Annotated in this window: 23 protein-coding genes; 14 read left to right on the top strand and 9 right to left on the bottom strand. The window is 64.0% G+C overall.

Annotated features, from left to right (window positions below; genetic code table 11):
- Positions 1-136: 136 nt before the first annotated feature.
- The 4 genes from pepQ to hemG (KUV81_RS19050) are packed head-to-tail and all read left to right on the top strand — an operon-like array spanning position 137 to position 4,123.
- Entirely contained in the window at positions 137-1,456 is a 1,320-nt protein-coding gene (pepQ, locus tag KUV81_RS19065) for a Xaa-Pro dipeptidase (RefSeq protein ID WP_222545494.1), read from the top strand.
- A complete protein-coding gene (locus KUV81_RS19060) occupies positions 1,456-2,076 on the top strand; it encodes a YigZ family protein (RefSeq protein ID WP_222545493.1) in 621 nt (206 codons plus the stop codon). The genes pepQ and KUV81_RS19060 overlap by 1 nt, the downstream gene beginning before the upstream one ends.
- Before the next feature lie 53 nt (positions 2,077-2,129).
- Positions 2,130-3,587 (top strand): TrkH family potassium uptake protein, encoded by a 1,458-nt coding sequence (locus KUV81_RS19055; protein ID WP_222545492.1) that lies wholly within the window; start codon positions 2,130-2,132, stop codon positions 3,585-3,587.
- Positions 3,588-3,598: 11 nt separating this feature from the next.
- Complete coding sequence (gene hemG, locus KUV81_RS19050; RefSeq protein ID WP_222545491.1) at positions 3,599-4,123, top strand: menaquinone-dependent protoporphyrinogen IX dehydrogenase; 525 nt, start codon at positions 3,599-3,601, stop codon at positions 4,121-4,123.
- On the opposite strand, the gene KUV81_RS19045 is transcribed toward hemG (KUV81_RS19050), so the two are convergent.
- Positions 4,118-4,441, bottom strand: a complete 324-nt coding sequence (locus tag KUV81_RS19045; RefSeq protein WP_222545490.1) for an ArsR/SmtB family transcription factor — start codon at positions 4,439-4,441, stop codon at positions 4,118-4,120. The two genes, hemG (KUV81_RS19050) and KUV81_RS19045, sit on opposite strands and share 6 nt — an antisense overlap.
- Before the next feature lie 190 nt (positions 4,442-4,631).
- On the opposite strand from KUV81_RS19045, the gene hemG (KUV81_RS19040) reads away from it, so the two are divergent.
- Complete coding sequence (gene hemG / locus KUV81_RS19040; protein ID WP_222545489.1) at positions 4,632-5,177, top strand: menaquinone-dependent protoporphyrinogen IX dehydrogenase; 546 nt, start codon at positions 4,632-4,634, stop codon at positions 5,175-5,177.
- Between the two features lie 7 nt (positions 5,178-5,184).
- On the opposite strand, the gene KUV81_RS19035 is transcribed toward hemG (KUV81_RS19040), so the two are convergent.
- Genes KUV81_RS19035 through def form a run of 5 tightly spaced genes read right to left on the bottom strand, consistent with a single transcriptional unit; the run spans position 5,185 to position 10,844 of the window.
- On the bottom strand, positions 5,185-6,627 hold the full coding sequence (locus tag KUV81_RS19035; RefSeq protein ID WP_222545488.1) for a TrkH family potassium uptake protein: 1,443 nt from the start codon (positions 6,625-6,627) through the stop codon (positions 5,185-5,187).
- Between the two features lie 28 nt (positions 6,628-6,655).
- Positions 6,656-8,056: a Trk system potassium transporter TrkA gene (gene trkA, locus KUV81_RS19030; RefSeq protein WP_222545487.1), complete on the bottom strand. Its 1,401-nt coding sequence runs from the start codon at positions 8,054-8,056 to the stop codon at positions 6,656-6,658.
- Positions 8,053-9,378, bottom strand: a complete 1,326-nt coding sequence (rsmB, locus tag KUV81_RS19025) for a 16S rRNA (cytosine(967)-C(5))-methyltransferase RsmB (protein ID WP_222545486.1) — start codon at positions 9,376-9,378, stop codon at positions 8,053-8,055. Before rsmB ends, trkA begins: the two co-directional genes overlap by 4 nt.
- The gene (gene fmt / locus KUV81_RS19020; RefSeq protein WP_222545485.1) at positions 9,375-10,319 is read right to left on the bottom strand and encodes a methionyl-tRNA formyltransferase; all 945 of its coding nucleotides are present in this window, start codon (positions 10,317-10,319) and stop codon (positions 9,375-9,377) included. Before fmt ends, rsmB begins: the two co-directional genes overlap by 4 nt.
- Positions 10,320-10,328: 9 nt before the next feature.
- Positions 10,329-10,844, bottom strand: a complete 516-nt coding sequence (def, locus tag KUV81_RS19015) for a peptide deformylase (protein ID WP_222545484.1) — start codon at positions 10,842-10,844, stop codon at positions 10,329-10,331.
- A 135-nt stretch (positions 10,845-10,979) separates the two neighbouring features.
- Here def and KUV81_RS19010 point away from each other — a divergent pair, with 135 nt between their 5' ends.
- The 3 genes from KUV81_RS19010 to KUV81_RS19000 are packed head-to-tail and all read left to right on the top strand — an operon-like array spanning position 10,980 to position 13,637.
- Positions 10,980-12,077, top strand: a complete 1,098-nt coding sequence (locus KUV81_RS19010; protein WP_222545483.1) for a LysM peptidoglycan-binding domain-containing protein — start codon at positions 10,980-10,982, stop codon at positions 12,075-12,077.
- On the top strand, positions 12,070-13,164 hold the full coding sequence (gene dprA / locus KUV81_RS19005) for a DNA-processing protein DprA (protein ID WP_315900107.1): 1,095 nt from the start codon (positions 12,070-12,072) through the stop codon (positions 13,162-13,164). The genes KUV81_RS19010 and dprA overlap by 8 nt, the downstream gene beginning before the upstream one ends.
- Entirely contained in the window at positions 13,164-13,637 is a 474-nt protein-coding gene (locus KUV81_RS19000; protein ID WP_222545482.1) for a DUF494 family protein, read from the top strand. Before dprA ends, KUV81_RS19000 begins: the two co-directional genes overlap by 1 nt.
- A gap of 36 nt (positions 13,638-13,673) precedes the next feature.
- On the opposite strand, the gene KUV81_RS18995 is transcribed toward KUV81_RS19000, so the two are convergent.
- Positions 13,674-15,362 (bottom strand): collagenase, encoded by a 1,689-nt coding sequence (locus KUV81_RS18995; protein ID WP_222545481.1) that lies wholly within the window; start codon positions 15,360-15,362, stop codon positions 13,674-13,676.
- A gap of 113 nt (positions 15,363-15,475) precedes the next feature.
- On the opposite strand from KUV81_RS18995, the gene KUV81_RS18990 reads away from it, so the two are divergent.
- Genes KUV81_RS18990 through hemF form a run of 4 tightly spaced genes read left to right on the top strand, consistent with a single transcriptional unit; the run spans position 15,476 to position 18,107 of the window.
- Positions 15,476-16,042, top strand: a complete 567-nt coding sequence (locus tag KUV81_RS18990; RefSeq protein ID WP_222545480.1) for a type I DNA topoisomerase — start codon at positions 15,476-15,478, stop codon at positions 16,040-16,042.
- A 50-nt stretch (positions 16,043-16,092) separates the two neighbouring features.
- Entirely contained in the window at positions 16,093-16,599 is a 507-nt protein-coding gene (gene purE, locus KUV81_RS18985; RefSeq protein ID WP_222545479.1) for a 5-(carboxyamino)imidazole ribonucleotide mutase, read from the top strand.
- Positions 16,600-16,608: 9 nt separating this feature from the next.
- On the top strand, positions 16,609-17,172 hold the full coding sequence (locus KUV81_RS18980) for an L-threonylcarbamoyladenylate synthase (RefSeq protein ID WP_222545478.1): 564 nt from the start codon (positions 16,609-16,611) through the stop codon (positions 17,170-17,172).
- A gap of 20 nt (positions 17,173-17,192) precedes the next feature.
- Entirely contained in the window at positions 17,193-18,107 is a 915-nt protein-coding gene (gene hemF / locus KUV81_RS18975; protein WP_222545477.1) for an oxygen-dependent coproporphyrinogen oxidase, read from the top strand.
- Here hemF and KUV81_RS18970 read toward each other — a convergent pair.
- Complete coding sequence (locus tag KUV81_RS18970; RefSeq protein WP_222545476.1) at positions 18,104-18,547, bottom strand: group II truncated hemoglobin; 444 nt, start codon at positions 18,545-18,547, stop codon at positions 18,104-18,106. The genes hemF and KUV81_RS18970 overlap by 4 nt on opposite strands.
- 26 nt (positions 18,548-18,573) lie before the next feature.
- Here KUV81_RS18970 and aroE point away from each other — a divergent pair, with 26 nt between their 5' ends.
- A complete protein-coding gene (gene aroE, locus KUV81_RS18965) occupies positions 18,574-19,398 on the top strand; it encodes a shikimate dehydrogenase (RefSeq protein WP_222545475.1) in 825 nt (274 codons plus the stop codon).
- Positions 19,395-19,670, top strand: coding sequence for a DUF1488 domain-containing protein (locus KUV81_RS18960; protein WP_222545474.1), 276 nt, complete (start codon positions 19,395-19,397; stop codon positions 19,668-19,670). Before aroE ends, KUV81_RS18960 begins: the two co-directional genes overlap by 4 nt.
- Position 19,671: 1 nt before the next feature.
- Here the strand turns inward: KUV81_RS18960 and KUV81_RS18955 are convergent, their stop codons facing one another.
- A complete protein-coding gene (locus tag KUV81_RS18955) occupies positions 19,672-20,211 on the bottom strand; it encodes a gamma carbonic anhydrase family protein (RefSeq protein WP_222545473.1) in 540 nt (179 codons plus the stop codon).
- Between the last annotated feature and the right edge of the window lie 506 nt (positions 20,212-20,717).

Raw genomic sequence — 20,717 nt, 5'->3', positions numbered from 1 at the left:
TGTGAGCAAGTGTGAGGCGGGTCACGGTAAATTGCAACACCTATTTAAAACGGGTGTTTGAACCTCGTTATGTGATCTGCCTCAGGGCCGGTGATACACTGCCGAGCACTCAATGCCGAACGACGTGAAGATTGCCATGGAACGACTCGCCCACACCTATCCGGACCACCTGCAGACCCTGCGCCAGCGGGTGGATGAGATCCTGCCGCGCCTGGGCCTGGAGGGGATGATCATCCACGCCGGTGAACCGCACCGGATCTTCCTGGATGACATGGACTACCCCTTCAAGGTCAATCCCCATTTCAAGCATTGGGTTCCGGTAGTAGACAACCCCCATTGTTACCTGGTGGTGACCGTGGGGGAAAAACCCCGCTTGCTGTTTTATCGTCCCGTGGATTTCTGGCACAAGGTGCCGCCGCTGCCCACCGAATACTGGGTGGACGGGGTCGAGCTGGTGCCCTTCGAGCGGCTGGACCAGGTGCCCGGCCTGCTGCCGGCGGAGCGAAGCCGGTTTGCCTACCTGGGGGAGCACCCCCAACGGGCCTGCGAGCTGGGCCTCAACCAGGTGAACCCCCAGGCGCTGCTGGATTACCTGCACTTCCACCGCAGCATCAAGACCGACTACGAGATCGCCTGCATGGACGAGGCCAATCGCATCGCGGTGTTGGGCCACAAGGCGGCCCGGGACGCGTTTTTCCAGGGCGAGTCCGAGTTTGCCATTCAGCAGGCGTACCTGGCGGCCACCGAGCACGGTGAAAACGAGGTGCCCTACGGCAACATCGTCGCCCTTAATGAGCATAGCGCCATCCTGCACTACACCAAGTTGGAGCGTCGGGCCCCTGCGCAGCGTCGCAGTTTCCTGATCGACGCCGGGGCCTCGGTCAACGGCTACGCCGCCGACATCACCCGCACCTACGCCTTCGACCAGACCACCCGGTTCGGTGAGCTGGTCCAGGCGATGGACATGGCTCAGCGCGATATTATCGCCGCCATCCGTCCCGACCTGCGCTACACCGACCTGCACCAGCAGATGCACCACAAGGTGGCGGAGCTGATGGCCCGGTTTGAACTGGTCAAGGGCGGCGCCGAAGCGGCCTTCGACAGCGGGGTGACCCGCGCCTTCTTCCCCCACGGCCTGGGCCACCCCATCGGCCTGCAGGTTCACGATGTGGCCGGCTTTATGCAGGACGAGCAGGGCACCCACCTAGCGGCCCCCGAGGCCTACCCGGCCCTGCGCTGTACTCGGGTGATCGAGAGCGGCATGGTGCTGACCATCGAGCCGGGCCTGTACGTCATCGACAGCCTGATCGCCGATCTGTCGGACGCGGCTCGGGCGCTGCTGAACACCCCGGTGATCGACGAGCTGCGTCCCTTTGGCGGGATCCGCATCGAAGACGACGTGGTGGTCACCGACGACGGCACCCGCAACCTGACCCGGAAGCACGACCTGGCCTGATGAGCGGCGACTTTGTGGTGCCCGCCGGGCCGGTCCAGGTGGAGGAGGTGATCAAACGCAGTCGCTTCCTGACGGTGATCGAGCGGATCACCAGCGGCGCCGAGGCCCGGGCCCTGCAGGCCCGGCTGAGAAGCGCCCACCCGGAAGCCAGCCACCACTGCCTGGCCTTTGTGGCCGGTCCACCGGGTTGCACCCGGGAGATCGGGGCCTCCGACGATGGGGAGCCGGCAGGCTCTGCTGGTCGCCCCATGCTGAACGTGCTGCTGGGCAGCGAGGTGGGCCAGCTGGCGGCGGTGTCGGTGCGCTTCTATGGCGGCACCAAACTCGGAGTTGGGGGCCTGGTGCGCGCCTACGCCGGCGGCGTCAAGCTGGCGCTGGAGTCCTTGGACACCACACCCTACGTGGCCCTGACTCAGGTCGAGGTGCGGGGCGAATACGGCGATCTGCCCCTGCTAGAGTACCTGGTAACCCAGCACCGTGGCACCGTAGTAGACCAGCATTACGACAGCGCCGTGCGCCTGACTTTATCCCTGCCCCAGTCGGCCCTGGCGGCCTTCGAAGGGGACCTGCGACAGCGCAGCGGCGGTCGCCTGAGCCTGTCTCGCCCCCCAAAGGGGTGAAATTATGGCCCGCTGTCGAGTATCCTAGCCCAAATTAATTCATCGAACTGTCAATGGAATACCGGACCATTACCCGGATTATCGGCCTGCTGGTGGCGCTGTTCAGTATCACCATGCTGCCGCCGGCCCTGATCGCCGTGATCTACAAGGACGGCGGAGGAACCACCTTTGTGCAGGCCTTCGTGGTCAGCCTGACGCTGGGCCTGTTGCTCTGGTATCCCAACCGCTACGCCAAGCAGGAGCTGCGCTCCCGGGAAGGCTTCCTGATCGTGGTGCTGTTCTGGACGGTGCTGGGCTCCATCGGCGCCATCCCCCTGCTGCTGGCGGATTCCCCCAACCTGAGCTTCTCGGACGCCATGTTCGAGTCGTTTTCGGCACTGACCACCACCGGGGCCACGGTAATCACCGGCCTGGATGAGCTGCCCAAGGCGATCCTGTTCTACCGCCACCTGCTGCAGTGGCTGGGCGGCATGGGGATCATCGTCTTGGCCGTGGCGGTGTTGCCCATGCTGGGGATCGGGGGGATGCAGTTGTACCGCTGCGAGACCCCCGGGCCGGTCAAGGACAACAAGATGACGCCGCGGATCGCCGAGACCGCCAAGGCGCTGTGGTACATCTACCTGACCCTCACCATCGCCTGTGCCCTGGCCTACTGGCTGGCCGGGATGAACCTGTTTGATGCCATCGGTCACGCCTTCTCCACCGTATCCATTGGTGGCTTCTCCAGTTACGACGGCAGCATGGGGGCCTTCGACAGCCGCCTGATCAACGCCATCTGCGTGGTGTTCCTGCTGATCGCCGGCATCAACTTCACGCTGCACTTCACCGCCTTCGGCCGGCGTAACATCAACCTGAAGACCTATTTTCGGGACACCGAGGTGCGGGTGTTCCTGGGCTTCCAGCTGGTGCTTACCGGCATCTGCTTCCTGGTGCTGCTCAACAGTGGGATCTACGACTCGCCGGAGTCGACTCTGGACCACGCCATGTTCCAGGCAGTGTCCATCTCCACCACCGCCGGTTTCGGCACCCAGAGCTTCTCCGAGTGGCCGTTGTTCCTGCCCATGCTGCTGATCCTCTCGAGCTTCGTGGGGGGCTGTGCCGGCTCCACCGGCGGGGGGATGAAGGTGGTGCGCTTCGTGCTGCTGCTCAAGCAGGGGGGACGGGAGGTGAACCGCCTGATCCACCCCAGGGCCATGTACTCCATCCGGCTGAACAACAAGGCGGTGGCCGATCGGGTCATCGACGCGGTCTGGGGCTTTTTCGCCGCCTACGCCGCCATCTTTGCCCTGTGCCTGGTGATCCTGATGGCCACCGGGCTGGATGACATCACCGCCTTCAGCGCCACCGTGGCCTGCCTCAACAACCTGGGGCCCGGGTTGGGGGCGGTGGCCAGCCACTACGGTGAGATCAACGACGCCGCCAAGTGGGTGCTGGTGGTGGCCATGCTGTTCGGCCGACTGGAGATCTTCACCCTGCTGGTGCTGTTCTCGCCGGCGTTCTGGAAAAGTTAAGAGGGAAGACGATGAAACGGGTGCTGATCCTTTACTCCACGGTGGATGGCCAGACTCGGCACATCGCCGAACGCCTGCAGGCCCGGCTGGAAGCCCAGGAGCATCAGGTGACGGTGGCGGACCTGGCCCGCGGTGGGGCGCTGCTGGCGGAAGCCGACGCGGTGATCATCGGCGCCTCCATCCGCTACGGCAAGTTCCGCCCGGCGCTGTTTGATTTTATCCGTCGTCACCAGGGCCACCTGGAGCGGTTGCCCAGTGCGTTTTTCAGCGTCAACTTGGTGGCCCGCAAGGCCAACAAGAACACCCCGGACACCAATCCCTACATGACCAAGTTCGCCAAGCTGAGCCCCTGGCAGCCCAATCTGCTGGGGGTGTTTGCCGGCAAGCTCGACTACCCGGCCTACGGGTTCTGGGACAAGCAGGTGATCCGCTTCATCATGTGGATCACCAAGGGCCCCACGGCGCCGGATGCGGTGGTGGAGTATACCGACTGGGGGCAGGTGGAGCTGTTCGCGGATCGCTGCGCGGACTTATGAGGCGGTGGCCGCCGGGGCGCAGTAGATCTGATGCAGGGTGGCCAGGATCGCTTCCACCTCGGCGCTGGCCAGGCGATACCACACCATCTGCGCCTCCTTGCGGGTGCTGACTAGGCCCTCTTTGCGCAGCACCGCCAGGTGCTGAGACAGGGCCGACTGACTCAGGGGCACCTTGTCGTTGAGCTCACCCACGGTCAGCTCGTTGTCCAGCAGCAGACAGAGGATCATCAGGCGGTGGCCATTGGAGATGGACTTGAGCAGGCGGGAAGCCGCCTCGGCGTTGTCCGCCATGTTTTCAATGTCGATTTGGGGCGTCATTACGACCTCGCCGAAAAATTAGTCAGAACTAATATTAATTCTATCTGTTGGGATTGTTAATACTTAGAGGTGGATCCCGTTTTTTCACCCTTCCATCCCGCAGGCGGGGGCTTTGTGATCATCGGCCCGGTAACGGCGTCGCGCGCCGGTCACACTGGGCCATCCCTTTGCGCAATTCACAGGAGCGACAATGAAACGGACCTTGGTGTTGTACATGAGCCGAGGCGGCCACACCGCCAGGGTGGCCCGCACCATCATGGAAACCCTGCAGGAGGCGGGGCAGGCCTGCGACATGATGGATCTCCTGGAAGCGGAGCGTGAGGGGGTCGACTGGGATCGCTACCACCTGGTGGTGATGGGCGCCCCGGTGCTCTACGGCACCTACGACAAGTCGGTGTTTGCCTTTATCGAGGCCAACCGAGCCGAGTTGGAGGCCCGACCCAGCAGCTTCTTCAACATCTCCGTTGTCGCCCGCACTCCGGAAAAGGCCACGGTGGAGGGCAACCGCTACATGCAGAAGTTCCTGGAACTCTCCCCCTGGCGCCCCGGTGATCTCAAGGTGATCGCCGGCAAGGTGGATTACCCCAACTGGGGGTTCTGGGACAGCCTGGCGATCCGCCTGATCATGAAAATGACCGACGGGCCGACGGATCCCAAGACGGTGCTCGACTACACCGATTGGGACGACGTGCGGGATTACGCCCGCCACCTGGTGACCCTGCTGCCGGCGGCGTAACGCCGGGTCAGTATCCCCAGAAGGTGCGCAAAAAGAGCACCGCCACGGTCACGATCTCCAGCCTTCCGAGCAGCATCCCCACGCTCAGGGCCCACTTGGCGCTGTCCGGCAACGACGCAAAGTTGCCGGCCGGCCCGATCACCTCACCCAGCCCGGGCCCCACATTGGTCACCGCCGTCACCGCACCGGTCAGACTGGACACCGGATCCACCCCCACCAGCACCAGAAACAGCGACAGGGCCGCGATGGTGGCCATAAATAACATGGTGAAGGCCACCAGGGAGCGCAGGATCCCCTCGTTGATGGTGCGCCGGTTGTAGCGCTGAGGCACCACGGCGTTGGGGTGGATGTGTTGACGCAACGCCTTGATCACCACCGCCCCGGCCAGTTGGAAACGGAAAATCTTGATGGCCCCGGAGGTGGAGCCGGAGCAGGCCCCGACGAACATCAGCAGAAAGAAGATGATGCTGGCCGCCGGCCCCCACTGGCTGTAGTCGGTGGAAGCAAACCCCGTGGTGGTGACCACGGAGACCAAGTTGAAGGCGGCCAGGGTCAGTGCCGGCAGGAAGGCCATCTCCTGCGCCTCCATCAGCCACAGGGCCAGCAGCAGTGCGCTGATCAACACGAAACGGGCGTAGCCAATCACCTGCTGGTCCCGCCAGGGGGCCCAGGAGCGCCGGTACAGGCTCTGTACGTAGAGCAGCATCGGCAAGCCGCTGAGAAACATGAACAGGGTGCCATTCCAGTGGGCCGCGGTGCTGAAGTGGGTCATGGAGCTGTCGGTGGTGGAGTAGCCGCCGGTGGAGATGGTGGTCATGGCGTGGTTGAGCGCCTCGAACGCCGTCATCCCCGCCAGGTAATAGCCGATGCCGCACAGGGCGGTCAGTGACAGGTAGACCTTCACCAGCCCCTGGCCGATCGCCTTGGTGCGCGGCAGGGATTTGTCCGACCAATCCGACGATTCGGTGCGAAACAGGCGCATCGCCCCGACGTTGATCATCGGCAGGATCGCCACCCCGACGGCGATAAAGCCGATCCCCCCCAGCCACTGCAGCAACGAACGCCAGATCAGAATTGACCAGGGGGCCTGATCCAGGCCGCTGAGCACCGTGGAGCCGGTGGTGGTGATCCCCGACATGGTTTCGAAGAAGGCGTCGGTGTAGCTGATGGCGTGGAAAAAGGTGAAGGGCAGGGCGGCGAACAGGGCGACCACGAACCAGGTCAGGGTGGTAAACAGGTAGAAATCGCGGGTGTGCAGGGTGATTTTGCAGCCCCAGCTGCTGCCTAGGGCAACAAAGGCGACGCCGCCGGTGAGGGCGGCGGCGAGCAGGAAATCCTGCACCAGGCCTTCGTTGTGGTAGAGGGAAAAGCCCACGGGGATCAGCATCAACCCCGCCAGCACGGCCAGGAACAGGCCGAGCAACAGCAGCAGGGGGCGGACGTTGATCATCCCGGTCTCCTTAGGCGCGTTTCTCGCGTCAGATAAAGAGGGCGCTGGGCTGGAACAGTTTTTCCACTTCTCGAATGTGTTTCTTATCCACCAGGAACAGGATGACGTGGTCGTCCTGCTCGATGACGGTGCGGTCGTGGGCCATCATCACTTCATCGCGCCGCACGATGGCGCCGATGGTGGTGCCCGGCGGCAGCTTGATCTCCTGCACCTGGCGGCCCACCACCTTGGAGGTGCTGGGATCGCCATGGGCCACCGCCTCGATGGCCTCCGCCGCCCCCCGACGCAGGGAGTAGACATTGTTGATGTCCCCCTGGCGCACGTGGGTCAGCAGCGCCGAGATGGTGGCCTGCTGAGGGGAGATGGCGATGTCGATGTTGGCGTCCTGCACCAGGTCAACGTAGGCTTCGCGCTGGATCAGCACCATCACCTTCTTGGCCCCCATCCGCTTGGCCAGCAATGCGGACATGATGTTGGCCTCGTCGTCGTTGGTGACGGCGATGAACACGTCCACCTGGCTGATCTGCTCGTCGCTCAGCAGCTCCTGGTCCGACGCATCCCCGTGGAACACCGTGGTGTCCTCCAGGTACTCCGACAGCTGGTTGGCCCGCTCCAGGTTGCGCTCGATGAGCTTCACCTCGTGGAAGGGCTCCAGCGCCTTGGCCAGGCCGAAGCCGATGTTGCCGCCGCCGGCGATCATGATGTTGCGGTAGCTGGACTCCAGCTTCTGCATCTCACTCATCACCGCCCGGATGTGCTTGGAGTCGGCAACGAAGAACACCTCGTCGTCCGCCTCGATCACCGTGGTGCCCCGGGGCATGATGGGCCGACCCTGACGGAAAATTGCGGCCACCCGGGTGTCGATGTTGGGCATGTGCTCTTTCAGGGCGGACAGGGCGCTGCCCACCAAAGAGCCGCCGTAGTACGCCTTCACCGCCACCAGGCTCGCTTTGCCGCCAGCAAACTCCAGCACCTGCAAAGCCCCCGGATATTCCACTAACCGGCGTATGTAATTGGTCACTAACTGCTCGGGCGCGATCAGCTCGTCGATAAAGAAGCGACCCCGGCTGTCGGGATCGGCGCTGCCGCTTTGAAACAGTTCGTCCTGCTTGGTCAGGTAGGCGGGGCTGCGGATCCGGGCGATCTTGGTGGGGGTGCCGTAGAGGGTGTAGGCCAGGTGGCAGGCCACCATGTTGGTGTCGTCGGAGTTGGTGACCGCGATCAGCATGTCCGCATCCTCGGCCCCGGCGTCCCGCAGCACATGGGGGTGCCCCGCATGGCCGTGCACCACCCGAAGATCCAGCTTGTCCTGGAGGTTGCCCAGGGAGCGGAGGTTGTTGTCGACGATGGTGATGTCGTTGTTTTCCCCGACCAGGTTCTCCGCCAGGGTGCCGCCGACCTGGCCGGCGCCGAGAATGATGATTTTCATGCCGTGTGCGTGGGTCCATCCTGCCGCTTCACTAAGCGGGCGTAGTAGAAGCCATCTCCCCCCTCCGGGGTGGGCAACAGCTGCCACCCCGGGCGAGTCTCATCCTCACCCTCAAGGATGGGATCGAGCATAGCATCGGGGTTTTCCTTTAGAAATGCTTGGATCTGCTCAACATTTTCGTCCGGAAGAACGGAGCAGGTGGCGTACACCAGGGTGCCGCCGGGCTTCAGGGCCCGCCAGCAGGCCGCCAGGATCCGGCGCTGGAGCTGAGCCAGCTGGTCGATGTCCTCGTCCCGGCGCAGCCATTTGCTGTCCGGGTTGCGGCGGATCACCCCGGTGGCGGAGCAGGGGGCGTCCAGCAGGATGCGATCAAAGGCTTCGCCGTCCCACCAGCTGTACAGCTCGGCGCCATCGCCCTGCACCAGGGTGGCCTCCAGACTCAGGCGGTCCAGGTTCTGGCGCACCCGCGTCAGGCGGCTCGGGTCCACATCCATGGCCACCAGCTGCGCCATCTGAGGTTGCAGCTCTAGCAGGTGACAGGTTTTGCCGCCGGGGGCGGCGCAGGCATCCAGCACCCGCTCACCCGCCTGCGGGGCCAGCAAACGGGCACTGCTCTGGGCGGAGAGATCCTGCACCGACACCGCGCCAGCAGCGAAGCCGGGCAGGGTGGTGACATCGCAGCCTTTGAGCAAGCGCAGGGACTCGGGTTCGTCACCGGCCACCGCTTCGATGCCCGCCTCGGCCAGCTGCGCCAGGTAGGCGTCGCGACTCTGCTGGAGGACGTTGTTGCGCAGCCACAGGGGCGGTTGCTGGTTGTTGGCCTCGAGTATGGCTTCCCACTGGGCCGGGTAGGCGGCCTGGAGGCGGCGAACAAACCAGCCAGGGTGGCGATGGTGCAGCGCCGGGGCGTCGAACTGCTCCGCTTTGAGAGCATCGAGATCCCGGTCCAGTGCACGCAGCACGCCGTTGACCAGACCGGTCATCCCCGGGGCGCCGATCTCACGACAGGCGTTGACCGATTCGGCCACCACCGCGTGGGGGGCCACCCGGGTGTGCTTGAGTTGATACAGCCCGGCCAGCAGCAGTCCATGAATGATCCGTTTCTTGCCGCTAAGGGGCTTTTGCAGGCAGCGACGGACCTGGGTGTCCAGTTGAGGTAACTGGCGCATCACGCCGTAGGCGATCTCCGCCAGCAGAGCCTTGTCACGGGAGTCGGTCAGCTTGGTTTGGGCCTTGGGCAGGGCCTGGGACAGGGAGTGACCCTGATCGATCACCTGGATGATCACCGAGGCGGCCAGGGCGCGCAGATTGGGTTGGCTCATGACAGTTGGCTTCCCACCTCAAACCACTCTTTGCGGGCATTGAGGATGTCCGCCACCGCCATCGCTTTCTTGCCCGGCAGTTGAAGGTTGGTGAGCACCAGAACGCCGTCGCCGGTGGCCACGCGGATCCCCCGCTTGTCGGCGGACAACACGGTGCCCGGTGCGGCGTTGTGGGCCTCGTCGGCCACTTCACAGCCCCACAGCTTGATGGTCTGCTCGGCCACCTGGAAATGGCTGGCGGGCCAGGGGTTGAAGGCGCGGCACTCGCGCCACAGGGCCAGGGCGCTCTTGCGCCAGTCCACCGCCGCTTCCTCCTTGGAGAGCTTCTCGGCGTAGTTGGCCAAAGCGTTGTCCTGCACCTCGGCGTGCGCGGTGCCCGCGGCCAAAGGCTCCAGGGCTTCCAGCAGCGCCTTGGGACCCAGCTCAGCCAGTTTGGTGTAGAGGCTGGCGGAGGTGTCGCTGTCCTCGATGGGCAGGGCGGCCTTATGCAGCATTGCCCCGGTGTCGAGCCCCTCGTCCATCTGCATGATGGTTACGCCGGTTTCGGTGTCGCCGGCCCAGATAGCACGTTGAATGGGGGCGGCGCCCCGCCAGCGGGGCAGCAGGCTGCCGTGGACATTGATGCAGCCCAGTCGCGGCAGTTCCAGGACCGCCTTGGGCAGGATCAGGCCGTAGGCCACCACCACCATCAGATCGAACTCGATGTTGGCCAGGGTCTGCTGGGCCTCGGGCTTGCGCAGGGACTGGGGCTGGTGCACCGGCAGGTCATGACTCAGGGCCAGCTGCTTCACCGGGCTGGCGGTGAGTTTCTTACCGCGACCGGCGGGCCGGTCCGGCTGGGTGTAGACGGCCACCACCTGGTGGGGCGAGTCTAACAGTGCCGCCAGGTGCTGAGCGGCGAAATCCGGGGTCCCGGCAAATACGATTTTGAGTGCAGTCAAGGTGGCGTCCTAGGAGGCGTGTTTGGCGTCGAGGCGGGCCTGCTTTTCCAGCTTTTGCTTGATGCGCTGGCGCTTCAGCGGGGACAGGTAATCGACAAACAGCTTGCCCTGGAGGTGGTCCATCTCGTGCTGGATACAGATGGAGAGCAGCTCGTCGGCTTCCACGGTAAAGGGATTGCCTTCACGGTCCTGCGCTTCGAAGGTGACGTGCTCGGCCCGCTCCACCTTGGCGTAGATCCCCGGGACGGACAGGCAACCCTCTTCGTTGGTGAAGTGGCCACGCTCCTCCACGATCTTCGGGTTGATGAACACCTTGGGCGCGCTGCGGTCTTCGGAGTGGTCCATGACGATCACCTGCAGGTGTTCGTCAATCTGGGTGGCCGCCAGGCCGATGCCCCGCTCCTCGTACATGGTGTCAAACATGTCGTCCACCAGCTGCTGAAGCGCCGGACCAAAATCGGTGACCGGTTTGGCCAGGGTGCGTAAACGTTCATCAGGAAAACGCAGGACTTCTCTTACAGCCATTGCTAATCTCATTCATATCTATAGGGATTTTGGTAACAACCTGCCTATAATTAGGTTGCTTTGAGGTAATTTTAACCCTTTGCTTCCCCCTTTTACAGGAAAGGCGGGGAGGCGGCATTTTGACAAGGATGTGGGATGAGAATCGTGACCCTCTTGCTGGCGGGCTTGCTGAGCCTGCCGCTGTTCGCCGATACCCTGACGCTCAAGCCCGGCCACCCCCAGACGTACGTGGTGAAAAAGGGCGATACCCTGTGGGACATCTCGGCCCTGTTTCTCGACGATCCGTGGCGCTGGCCTAAATTGTGGGGCGCCAATCCGCAGATCGCCAACCCTCACCTTATCTACCCCGGTGATCGCCTGACCCTGGTCTACCTGGACGGCGAGCCCCGACTGGTGCGCAAGCCGGTCAAACGGATGTCGCCCGAGATGGGGATCCAGTCCAAGGGGGGCGCCATCCCGGCGTTGCCGCTGTCGGTGATTGAACCCTACCTCAGCTACCAGCAGGTGCTGGGGGAGGAGGCGCTGCTGGACACGCCCCAGGTGATCGGCGGTGAGCGCGACGCCACCCGTTACACCATGGGGGACGTGGTGTTCATCAACGCCCAACTGCCCCTGGGGGAGAAGTACGGGGTCTACATGCTGTCCCGCCGTTTCAACGACCCGGACACCCAGGAGTTTCTCGGCCAGGAGGCGCTGATGACCGCCACCGGCCGGGTGATTGAGTCCGGTGAGGTTTCCCGCATCGAGCTGCTCAGCATGCGCCAGGAGGTGAAGCCGGGCCAGCGGGTGATGCCCATCCAGGAAGATCTCATGATGCCCGCCTACATGATGCCCACCGCCGCGCCCGAGGGCGCCGACGGCCGGGTGATCGCTTCCGATGCCATGGTGCGGGAGATCGGGCCCCTGGAAGTGGCCATCATCAACCGGGGCACCCAGGACGGCGCGGCCGCCGGTCAGGTGTATGCCATCCACAAGGAGGGCACCGAGGTGGTGGAGCACAAGGACGGCACCTTCGTTGAACCGGTGGACCGTCGGGCCTACGACAACATGGTGGCGATGATCTCGGATGGGCGCACCATCAAGCAGCCAGAGGTGTACCGGGGAGAGCTGATGCTGTTCAAGACCTACGACCGGGTCAGCCTGGGCCTCATCGTCAACGGCCGTCGCCCGGTGCGGGTGCTGGACCTGCTGGCCCGACCCGAGCCCATGGTGTTCGGCAGTCGCAGTGACTGACACCCTGATGCGCTGGCTGGCCCTGGACGCCGTGTCCGGGCTGGGCCAGCGCAAGAAGCTGGCGCTGCTGGCGGCCCATTCCCTGGAGGCGATATGGGAAGGGGCGGCCCAGGGCCGGTTACCCGGGTTGTCGGCGGCCCAGCAGCGGTCGCTGATCCGGCCGGACCGGGACAGCATCGACGCCGCCCTGGCCTGGCTCAATGCCCGCCCCGACCACCACCTGCTTACCCTCTCCGACCCCCGATACCCCCCGCTGCTCAAACACCTTCCCGACGCTCCCCTGCTGCTGTTTGTGGCCGGCGATCCGACGCTGCTCAGTCGGCCTGCCCTGGCCATGGTGGGCAGCCGCAACGCCTCGCCCGCGGGTCGGGAACTGGCTCAGCACTGGGCGCGCCTGTTGACCGAGCAGGGTTGGCTGGTGATCTCCGGGCTGGCGGAGGGGATCGACGGCGCCGCGCACCTGGGGGCGCTGGAGACGGGGGCCACGGTGTCGGTGGAGGGCAGCGGCCTGGCGGGCGTCTACCCCAGACGTCATCAGTCATTGGCGCAGCGGATCCAGCAGCAGGGCGCCCGAGTCTCCGAGTTCTGGCCCGGGGCCGGGGTTCGCCGTTCCCACTTTCCCCGGCGCAACCGCATCGTCAGCGGTTTGAGCCTTGGAACCCTGGTGGTGGAGGCCAGCCTGCGCAGCGGCTCGCTCATCACCGCGCGCCTGGCTGCGGAACAGGGTCGTGAGGTGTTTGCCGTACCCGGCAGTGTGCTCGATCCCAATCGCGCGGGTTGCCACTATCTGATCCAGCAGGGTGCCAAATTGGTCACTGAGCCGGTCGATATCCTTGAGGAGCTGCTGCCGCAGTTGCCCGAGCCTCTGACGGCGGGGGTGATCGCCCCCTCCGGGGGGGACGTAGAAAATTTGCCAGTCCCCACGTTGTTGGATAGTGTGGGTTATGAAGCGACACCGGTAGATGATGTGGTTGCACACAGCAGGATGCCGGTAGATGTAGTGCTTGAGCAACTGACCGAGATGGAACTGGACGGGTGGGTTGCAGCTGTACCCGGTGGCTATGTTCGGCTTAGGGGGAAACGATGATGTTCGACATTTTAATGTACCTGTTTGAAACCTATGTACAGAGCGATGTTGAACTTTTGTTCGACCGCGAAGAGTTAACCGACGAACTGAGCCGTGCTGGCTTCCGCTCCGATGAGATTGGCAAAGCCCTCATCTGGATCGAGAAACTGGCGGAGCTTCAGGACTCCGACCGCCAACCCTACCTGGTGGGCAACAACCAGGATGGCTTTCGGGTCTTCAATGCCAAGGAGATGGCCCGCCTTGATACCGAGTGCCGCGGCTTTTTGATGTTCCTCGAGCAGGTCCAGGTGCTCTCGCCCACCACCCGGGAGATGGTGGTGGACCGGGTGATGGAGCTGGACGGCGAGCCGCTCTCCCTGGATGACCTCAAATGGGTGGTGCTGATGGTGCTGTTCAACGCCCCGGGCAACGAACAGGCCTACACCCAGATGGAGGACCTCATCTTCGAGGAGCCGGAAGGGCTGCTGCACTGACCCACTGATAAGGGCGCCGATGGCGCCCTTGCTGTTTCAGAAGTGCAGGTGACCTTCGGTGTTGGCCAGTTGGGAGGGTCTGAGGTAATCCCGGTAGCTGTAGCGGTCCAGCTTGCGCGGGTAGGGGGAGGCCGCTTCTTCCTCCGGTAGGGGCTCGGCGGCCAGGGCGTCCAGCCAGCGGGCAAAGCCCGCCTGATGCTGCTCGGCGGTGCTGGCCAGAGCCTCCAGGTAGCCCTGGTTGTGATCCCGCTTTAAGGGCTTGGCGATGGCCTGCAGGCTGGCCGGGTCCGTCTCCGCCAGATAGCGCACCGCCAGGTAGCTCCAACGGTAGGTGCGCTCCAACCCATCGGCATACTCGGTGGCGAACACCCGGGTCAGACTGGGCCGCTTTTCCGCCGGGGTCGTTTGTAGCAGTTCCAGAGCCTGGCGATTCTCCGCACCCTTGGCGATGTACTCCGCCAACCCCTCTGCCCACCACACCATCTGCGCCGGAAAATGGCCAAAGCCTCCGTACTTCACGTATCGCCCATCCAGGTAATGCACATACTCGTGGTTGAGGTTCCAGACGGTAAACTCCGGCAGCCACCAGCCACGAAAGGCAAAGAAGCGCGCCTGGTTGCCCTCAGCCTGGGGCGTCCCCTCGATGTACATGCCGCCGTTATCGGTGCCGATGTCGAACAGCAGTTGGCCGTAGGCGTTGTACTGGCTCCAGTTACGAAACACCACCACTTCCAGATTGTGGTTATGATCATTGGCCACCGGGGTCCGGTCGGTGGCCAGCAGTTGATGGAAGTGATCCTCCTGGGCGGTCAGCCGGGCGCAGCTGTCGGCCAGCTCCGCCTCGGCCAGGTCCTGGGCCCGGATCACCAGGCGCGCACTGCAGCGATGAAGGATGGGCAGAACCGCCTCAGGCGCCGGTACCGTGCAGAGATCCGGGTAGTCCCGGGTGCAGGCCTCCTGCCCCAGGAAGGCGTTCACCAGATAACCCAGGGTGAACGCCTCACCGGCCGCGTCGGCCCGCGTGATCGCATCCTGGCGGGCGATGGCGGCCACCTGGCTGTCCTGGGCTTGGCCAGCCTCGTCATCCAGCAGCAGACGCTGGTGGGCCAGCACCCAGTAGAGGTTTTTCAGTGGCCAGTCCTGGGCGTCGTAACGGGCCTGTGTGCTGGCAGCGAAGGTCATCAGGGTCTGGGTCAACGCCGGTTGGGTCAGGGCCGGGCGCAGCGCACTGGCCTCACCCTGGCGCCGGGCGGTGTGCATCAGCAAACCCGGGGCGCGCAGCAGCTCCCACAGGGCGTACTCCTGGGCCAGGTTGGCCGGCGCGCGCTGGGTGAAGGCGTTGAGCTGACGGACGAGGGCCGGCTGGAGCTCGGCATAGTGTTCGGCCAGATTTGCCTCACCGTAGTAGCGATAGAGGGTGACGGCCCACTGCTCCGCCAGACGGGGGGTGACGTGGGGATCCAGGGTATTGCCCAGGGCGAGCATCCCCCGGTGCAGCTGGGCCCGCTGGGCGCTGCCCAGTTGTTCAGGGTCACCGAAATAGGAGTAGGCCCGCAGGTAGTCAAGCGCCTGCTCGGTGTCTCCCCGTTGCAGGTGGGCCAGGGCCAGAGGCAGCTGCTGGGGATCCGGCGTGCGCCAGTCGTTCAGGGTCAGCGGCGGTGGGGGCGCCACGCTGGAGCAGGCGACCATCAACGCGGTCAGGACTAGCAGGGGGAGTAAACGCATTGTCATTCCTTTGTTTGTTTTTGTATACAATATTCTAGCAATCCCAGGCGATGCAATCTCAGCGGCAGAACTGGTAAAATTCGCTCACACCGCCTTGTGGTTTGGGGGAGTCCATGTCCAAGATCGACCATCAGCTGTTCACTACGCACGAACACGCGCTGGAGCGCGAGTATGAGGTCTGCCCGGAGTGCGGCAGCGAACTGACGATGCGTCACAGCAAGCATGGCCCCTTCCTCGGCTGCCAGAGCTACCCGACCTGCCAATATCGCCGCCCCCTGGTGGAGAAACCGGTGGTGGAGGAGGAGCTGATGGAGGGCACCGAGTGCCCGGAGTGCGGCCACACCCTGGCCCTCAAGTCGGGTCGATACGGCTTCTACATCGGTTGCAGCGATTATCCCCGCTGCCACTACATCGCCAAGGAGGAGCCGAAGGAGCCGACCCAGGAGGTGGCTTGCCCCAGCTGCCGCAGCGGCCACCTGGTGGAACGGACCAACCGCTTCGGTAAGCGCTTCTTTGCCTGCTCGGGCTACCCTAAGTGCAAATACCTTCTCAATTTCCCGCCAGTGGCCCAGCCCTGCCCAGACTGTGGGTGGCCCCTGCTGGTGGAAAAAAACGTGCGCGGACAGCGCCGCTGGCTTTGTCCACAGCGGTCATGCAAATACCAGTCAGAGGCGATATAATCCGCGCCACAAAAACAAAACTTCTGTGACCTACAACAAGGAACTACACCATGAGCACCCCTTTCGTTGCCGTACTGATGGGCTCCGATTCTGATCTCCCGACCATGCAGAGCACCCTTAACGTCCTGAAGGGCTTTGGTATTCGCTATGAAGCCAAGGTGACCTCTGCCCACCGTACTCCGGCCGCTACCCACGCCTACGTCAAAGACGCCGAAGAGCGTGGCTGCAAGGTCTTCATCTGCGCCGCCGGTCTGGCCGCTCACCTGGCCGGTGCCGTTGCCGGCATCACCACCCGTCCGGTTATCGGTGTGCCGGTGGACAATGGTCCGCTGCAGGGCCACGACGCGCTGCTCTCCACCGTTATGATGCCCGGCGGTGTGCCGGTGGCGACCGTGGCCATCGGCAGCGCCGGTGCCAAGAACGCCGGTTACCTGGCGGCCCAGATGCTGGCGGTCGGCGATGATGAGCTGGCGGCAGCGGTGAAAGCTGAGCGTCAGAAGAGCGCCGAAGCCGTTCAAGCCAAGGACGCCGCCCTGCAAGCTAAGCTGGCAGGTTAAGGAGCGGGCGTGAGCCGACTGGTGACCATCAACCAGGCCGCCCAGATCATCGCCGAGGGCGGTGTGGTGGCTTACCCCACCGAAGCGGTATTTGGCCTGGGGTGCGATCCCCGCCACCCGGACGCGGTCCAGCGATTGCTGGCGATCAAGCAACGTCCGGTGGAGAAGGGACTGATCCTGATCGCCGCCAGTTACGGCCAGCTGCTCCCCTACGTGGATGACACCGCCCTGACGCCCCAGCGGCGCCGGGCGGTGCTGTCCCGTTGGCCGGGCCCCACCACCTGGGTGATGCCCGCCAAAGCCAGTGTCCCCGACTGGGTCACCGGCCAATTCGAATCCCTGGCCGTGCGGGTGACCGAACACCCGGTCGCGGCCGACCTATGCTGCGCCTTTGGCGCCCCGCTGGTCTCCACCAGCGCCAACCTGACCGGTGAACCCCCCGCCCGCACCGCCGACGAGGTGCTTCAGGCCCTGGGCGACCGGATCGACGGCGTGGTGATCGGCGACGTTGGGGGGCGGGAAAGCCCCTCCACCATCCTCGACGCCCTGACCGAACAGGTGTTGCGCTCTTAACCCAATCACAAGGAAAGCCCATGGCCCCGGATGCACAGGCGGTAAAAGCCTTCTTACTCGATCTCCAGGACCGGATCTGTCGCGCGCTGGAGGCCGAAGATGGCGGCGCCCAGTTCCAGAAGGATCAATGGCAGCGGGCGGAAGGGGGCGGCGGCGAAAGCCGGGTGCTCAGAGAGGGGGCGGTGTTCGAACAGGCAGGGGTCAACTTTTCCCATGTGATGGGGGCTCAGATGCCGGCCTCCGCCACCGCGCACCGTCCTGAGCTGGCGGGCCGCCGTTTTGAGGCCATGGGCGTGTCCCTGGTGATCCACCCCCACAACCCCCATGTGCCCACCACTCACGCCAATGTGCGCTTCTTTATCGCCGAGAAGGAAGGTGAGGCGCCGGTGTGGTGGTTTGGTGGAGGCTTCGATCTGACCCCCTTCTACCCGGTGGATGAGGACGTGCTGCACTGGCACCGGGTGGCGCAGTCGGTGTGTGAGCCCTTCGGCGCTCAGGTCTATCCCGAGTATAAGCAGTGGTGCGATCGCTACTTCTACCTGAAGCACCGGGACGAGACCCGCGGCGTCGGTGGCCTGTTCTTCGATGACCTCAATGCGCCGGGCTTCGATCAGAGCTTCGCCCTGATGCAGGCGGTGGGTAACGGCTTCCTGGAGGCCTATCTGCCCATCGTGGCTCGGCGCAAGGCGGACGAATACGGTGAGCAGGAGCGGCAGTTCCAGCTCTACCGCCGGGGTCGCTACGTGGAGTTCAACCTGGTGTACGACCGGGGCACCCTGTTTGGTCTGCAGACCGGGGGCCGCACCGAGTCCATTCTGATGTCCATGCCGCCGCTGGTGCGCTGGGAATACCAGTACCAGCCGAGCGCCGACAGTGCCGAGGCGCGGCTCTACGACTACCTCAAACCTCGGGACTGGCTGGCGGAGCTGGCTTAAGAGGGCGCTCTCACCGGGCACCCCTCTTCACGATTACGCATGTGATCCGCCAGGGGGATCAGGGCCTCCAGCATGGCCCGCCGCACCTGGCGATCGCGGACCTCCACCTCCAAAGCGCGTTTCATGCAGTGCAACCACAGGTTGCGCTGGCGCTTGTCGATGGGGAAAGGCAGGTGACGGGCGCGCAGCATGGGATGACCATGGCGCTGCTCGAACAGCGGGGGGCCACCCAGCCAGCCGCTGAGAAACTCAAACAGCTTCTGCTCACTGCCGCCGAGATCCTCCGGATGCAGGGCACGCAGTTCGGCGTAGTCCGAGTCTTGCGCCATCAACTGGTAAAAACGGTGGGCCAACGCCCGCACCACCGGCTCGCCGCCCATGCGCTCGTAGGCGCTCTGCGGTTGCTTAGGACTCAGGTGTCGGCGTATAAGTGACAGCATCTACTTCCCTTCAATCGTTTGGACCCATGGATCAATACGCGGTATTCGGCCACCCCATCGCCCACAGTCAATCTCCGTTCATCCACCAGGCCTTCGCCGAGCAAACCGGCCAGGCGATGGTCTACCGCGCCATCCTAGCACCCAAGACGGGCTTTGCCGACGCCGTGGCGGCCTTTCGCGCCGAGGGCGGGCGGGGCGCCAACGTGACCCTGCCGTTTAAGGAGGAGGCGGTGGCCCTCTGTGACCAACTGACTGAGCGGGCGCGCCTGGCCCAGGCCGTCAACACCCTGCATTGGCAGGAGGACGGCAGCTTGCTGGGGGACAACACCGACGGCGCGGGTCTGGTGGCGGATCTGCTGGCTCAGGGCGCGCCTTTGGCCCAGGCCCGCGTGCTGCTGCTGGGCGCGGGGGGCGCCGTGCGTGGGGTACTGCTGCCTCTGCTGGCCTGTCAGCCCAGTGAGCTGGTGATCGCCAACCGCACCGCCGACAAGGCGCACCAGCTGGCGGCGCAGTTTGCCGGGCTGGGACCGGTACGCGGTGTGGGGCTGGACGGCATCGAGGGTACCTTCGATGTGGTCATCAACGGCACCTCCGCCTCCCTCAGCGGCGCGCTGCCGCCGTTGCCACCGGCCTGTCTGAAGTCCGGTGGTGTCGCCTATGATATGGCTTATGGCACTGAAGCGACGCCGTTTCAGCGCTGGGGCCGGGCGCAGGGGGCCGGCCAGAGCCTGGCGGGGCTGGGCATGCTGGTGCAACAGGCCGCCGAAAGCTTTGCGTTGTGGCGAGGGGTGCGTCCCAAGGTGCAGCCGGTCTACGACCGCTTGATGCGTCGGCTTCAGGAGGGAGAATGAATCAACAGATCCTGTTTAACGATCATGTGGAGATCCAGTGGGAGCAGGGGTGGGCCCAGTTCGACGCCATGGTGGCCGGCCAACGGGTGCCCTGCCTGGTGGGGCTGAATACCCTGGCTAATAAGCTGGACAGCACCCTGACCACGGCGGAAGAGGCCGCCGCGGCCTTTGAGCAGCTGCGCTTCGATCTTGAAGCGGAAGCGGAGCGGCTGATCGAGGACGACGCCTTCGACGCCCAGGGGCGGATCTGGCTCGGCCACCCGCCCATCTGAGTCAGCCTTGGCGCTCCGCCAAGTACTGGTTTTTCAAACGCACGTAGTGGGCAGAGGATTCCTTGAGGAAAGCCCGCTCCTCTTCGGTCAGCGGACGAGCCTGCTTAACCGGGCTGCCAATATAGAGAAAGCCACTCTCCAACCGCTTGCCCGGAGGCACCAGGGCCCCGGCCCCGATGATCACCTCGTCTTCAATCACGGCGCCGTCCAGCAGAATGGCCCCCATGCCCACCAACACCCGGTCACCGATGATGCAGCCGTGCAGCATCGCCTTGTGCCCCACAGTCACATCCTCGCCGATGATCAGTGGAAAGCCATCGGGATGACCGTTCCCCGGACGGGATACGTGCAGCACGCTGGCATCCTGGACATTGGTGCGCGCGCCAATGCGGATGAAGTTGACGTCCCCCCGGGCCGCCACCAGGGGCCAGACGCTGCTGTCGTCGCCCAGGGTGATGTCGCCATAGAGCACGGCGCTGTCTTCGATAAAGACCCCTTCGCCCAGTTCTGGTGTGTTACCCATATAGCTGCCTACGGTCATGGCGGACTCCTCAATGCAATGAATGGCGGCCATTATACCCGCCATTGATGGCTTTCCGAGCGGTTGGGCTCATCGCGGTGAAAAAGCCTTGCGCTGTCGGCCGCCCTCCCTATAATGCGCCCTCACGTTAACGGCGCAGGGCGGGTCGCAAGGCCAAACCCCTAACCGGTTAACTCGGCGTCAGCCGCTCAATAAACTTCATCGAAAAAGGCCTTGACCTGATGAGTTTGCTGAGTAAAATGGCGCTCCGCTTTGAGAGTTGAGCCGAAAGGCACAAAACTTAAAGTTTTGAAGAATGGCATTCGCTTCGAAAGAACGAAAAAATTGCTTGACTTCACTAAGGGACAGCGTAGAATGCGCATCCCGCTTCGGTAAGAATTCGAAGCGCGCTCTTTAACAATTAGTCAGACAATCTGTGTGGGCACTCACGCGGGATTGAGATTTCATCATTTATCTCAATGCTAACTGAGTGACACCAAGTTAATTCAGTATTCATTGAGTAGGTC

It is taken from the genome of Ferrimonas balearica (assembly GCF_019802085.1).
In the GTDB taxonomy this organism is placed as follows: Bacteria; Pseudomonadota; Gammaproteobacteria; order Enterobacterales; family Shewanellaceae; genus Ferrimonas; species Ferrimonas balearica_B.
The sequence above is the reverse complement of the archived record's forward strand: the minus strand, read 5'-3'. Positions and strand labels throughout refer to the sequence as shown.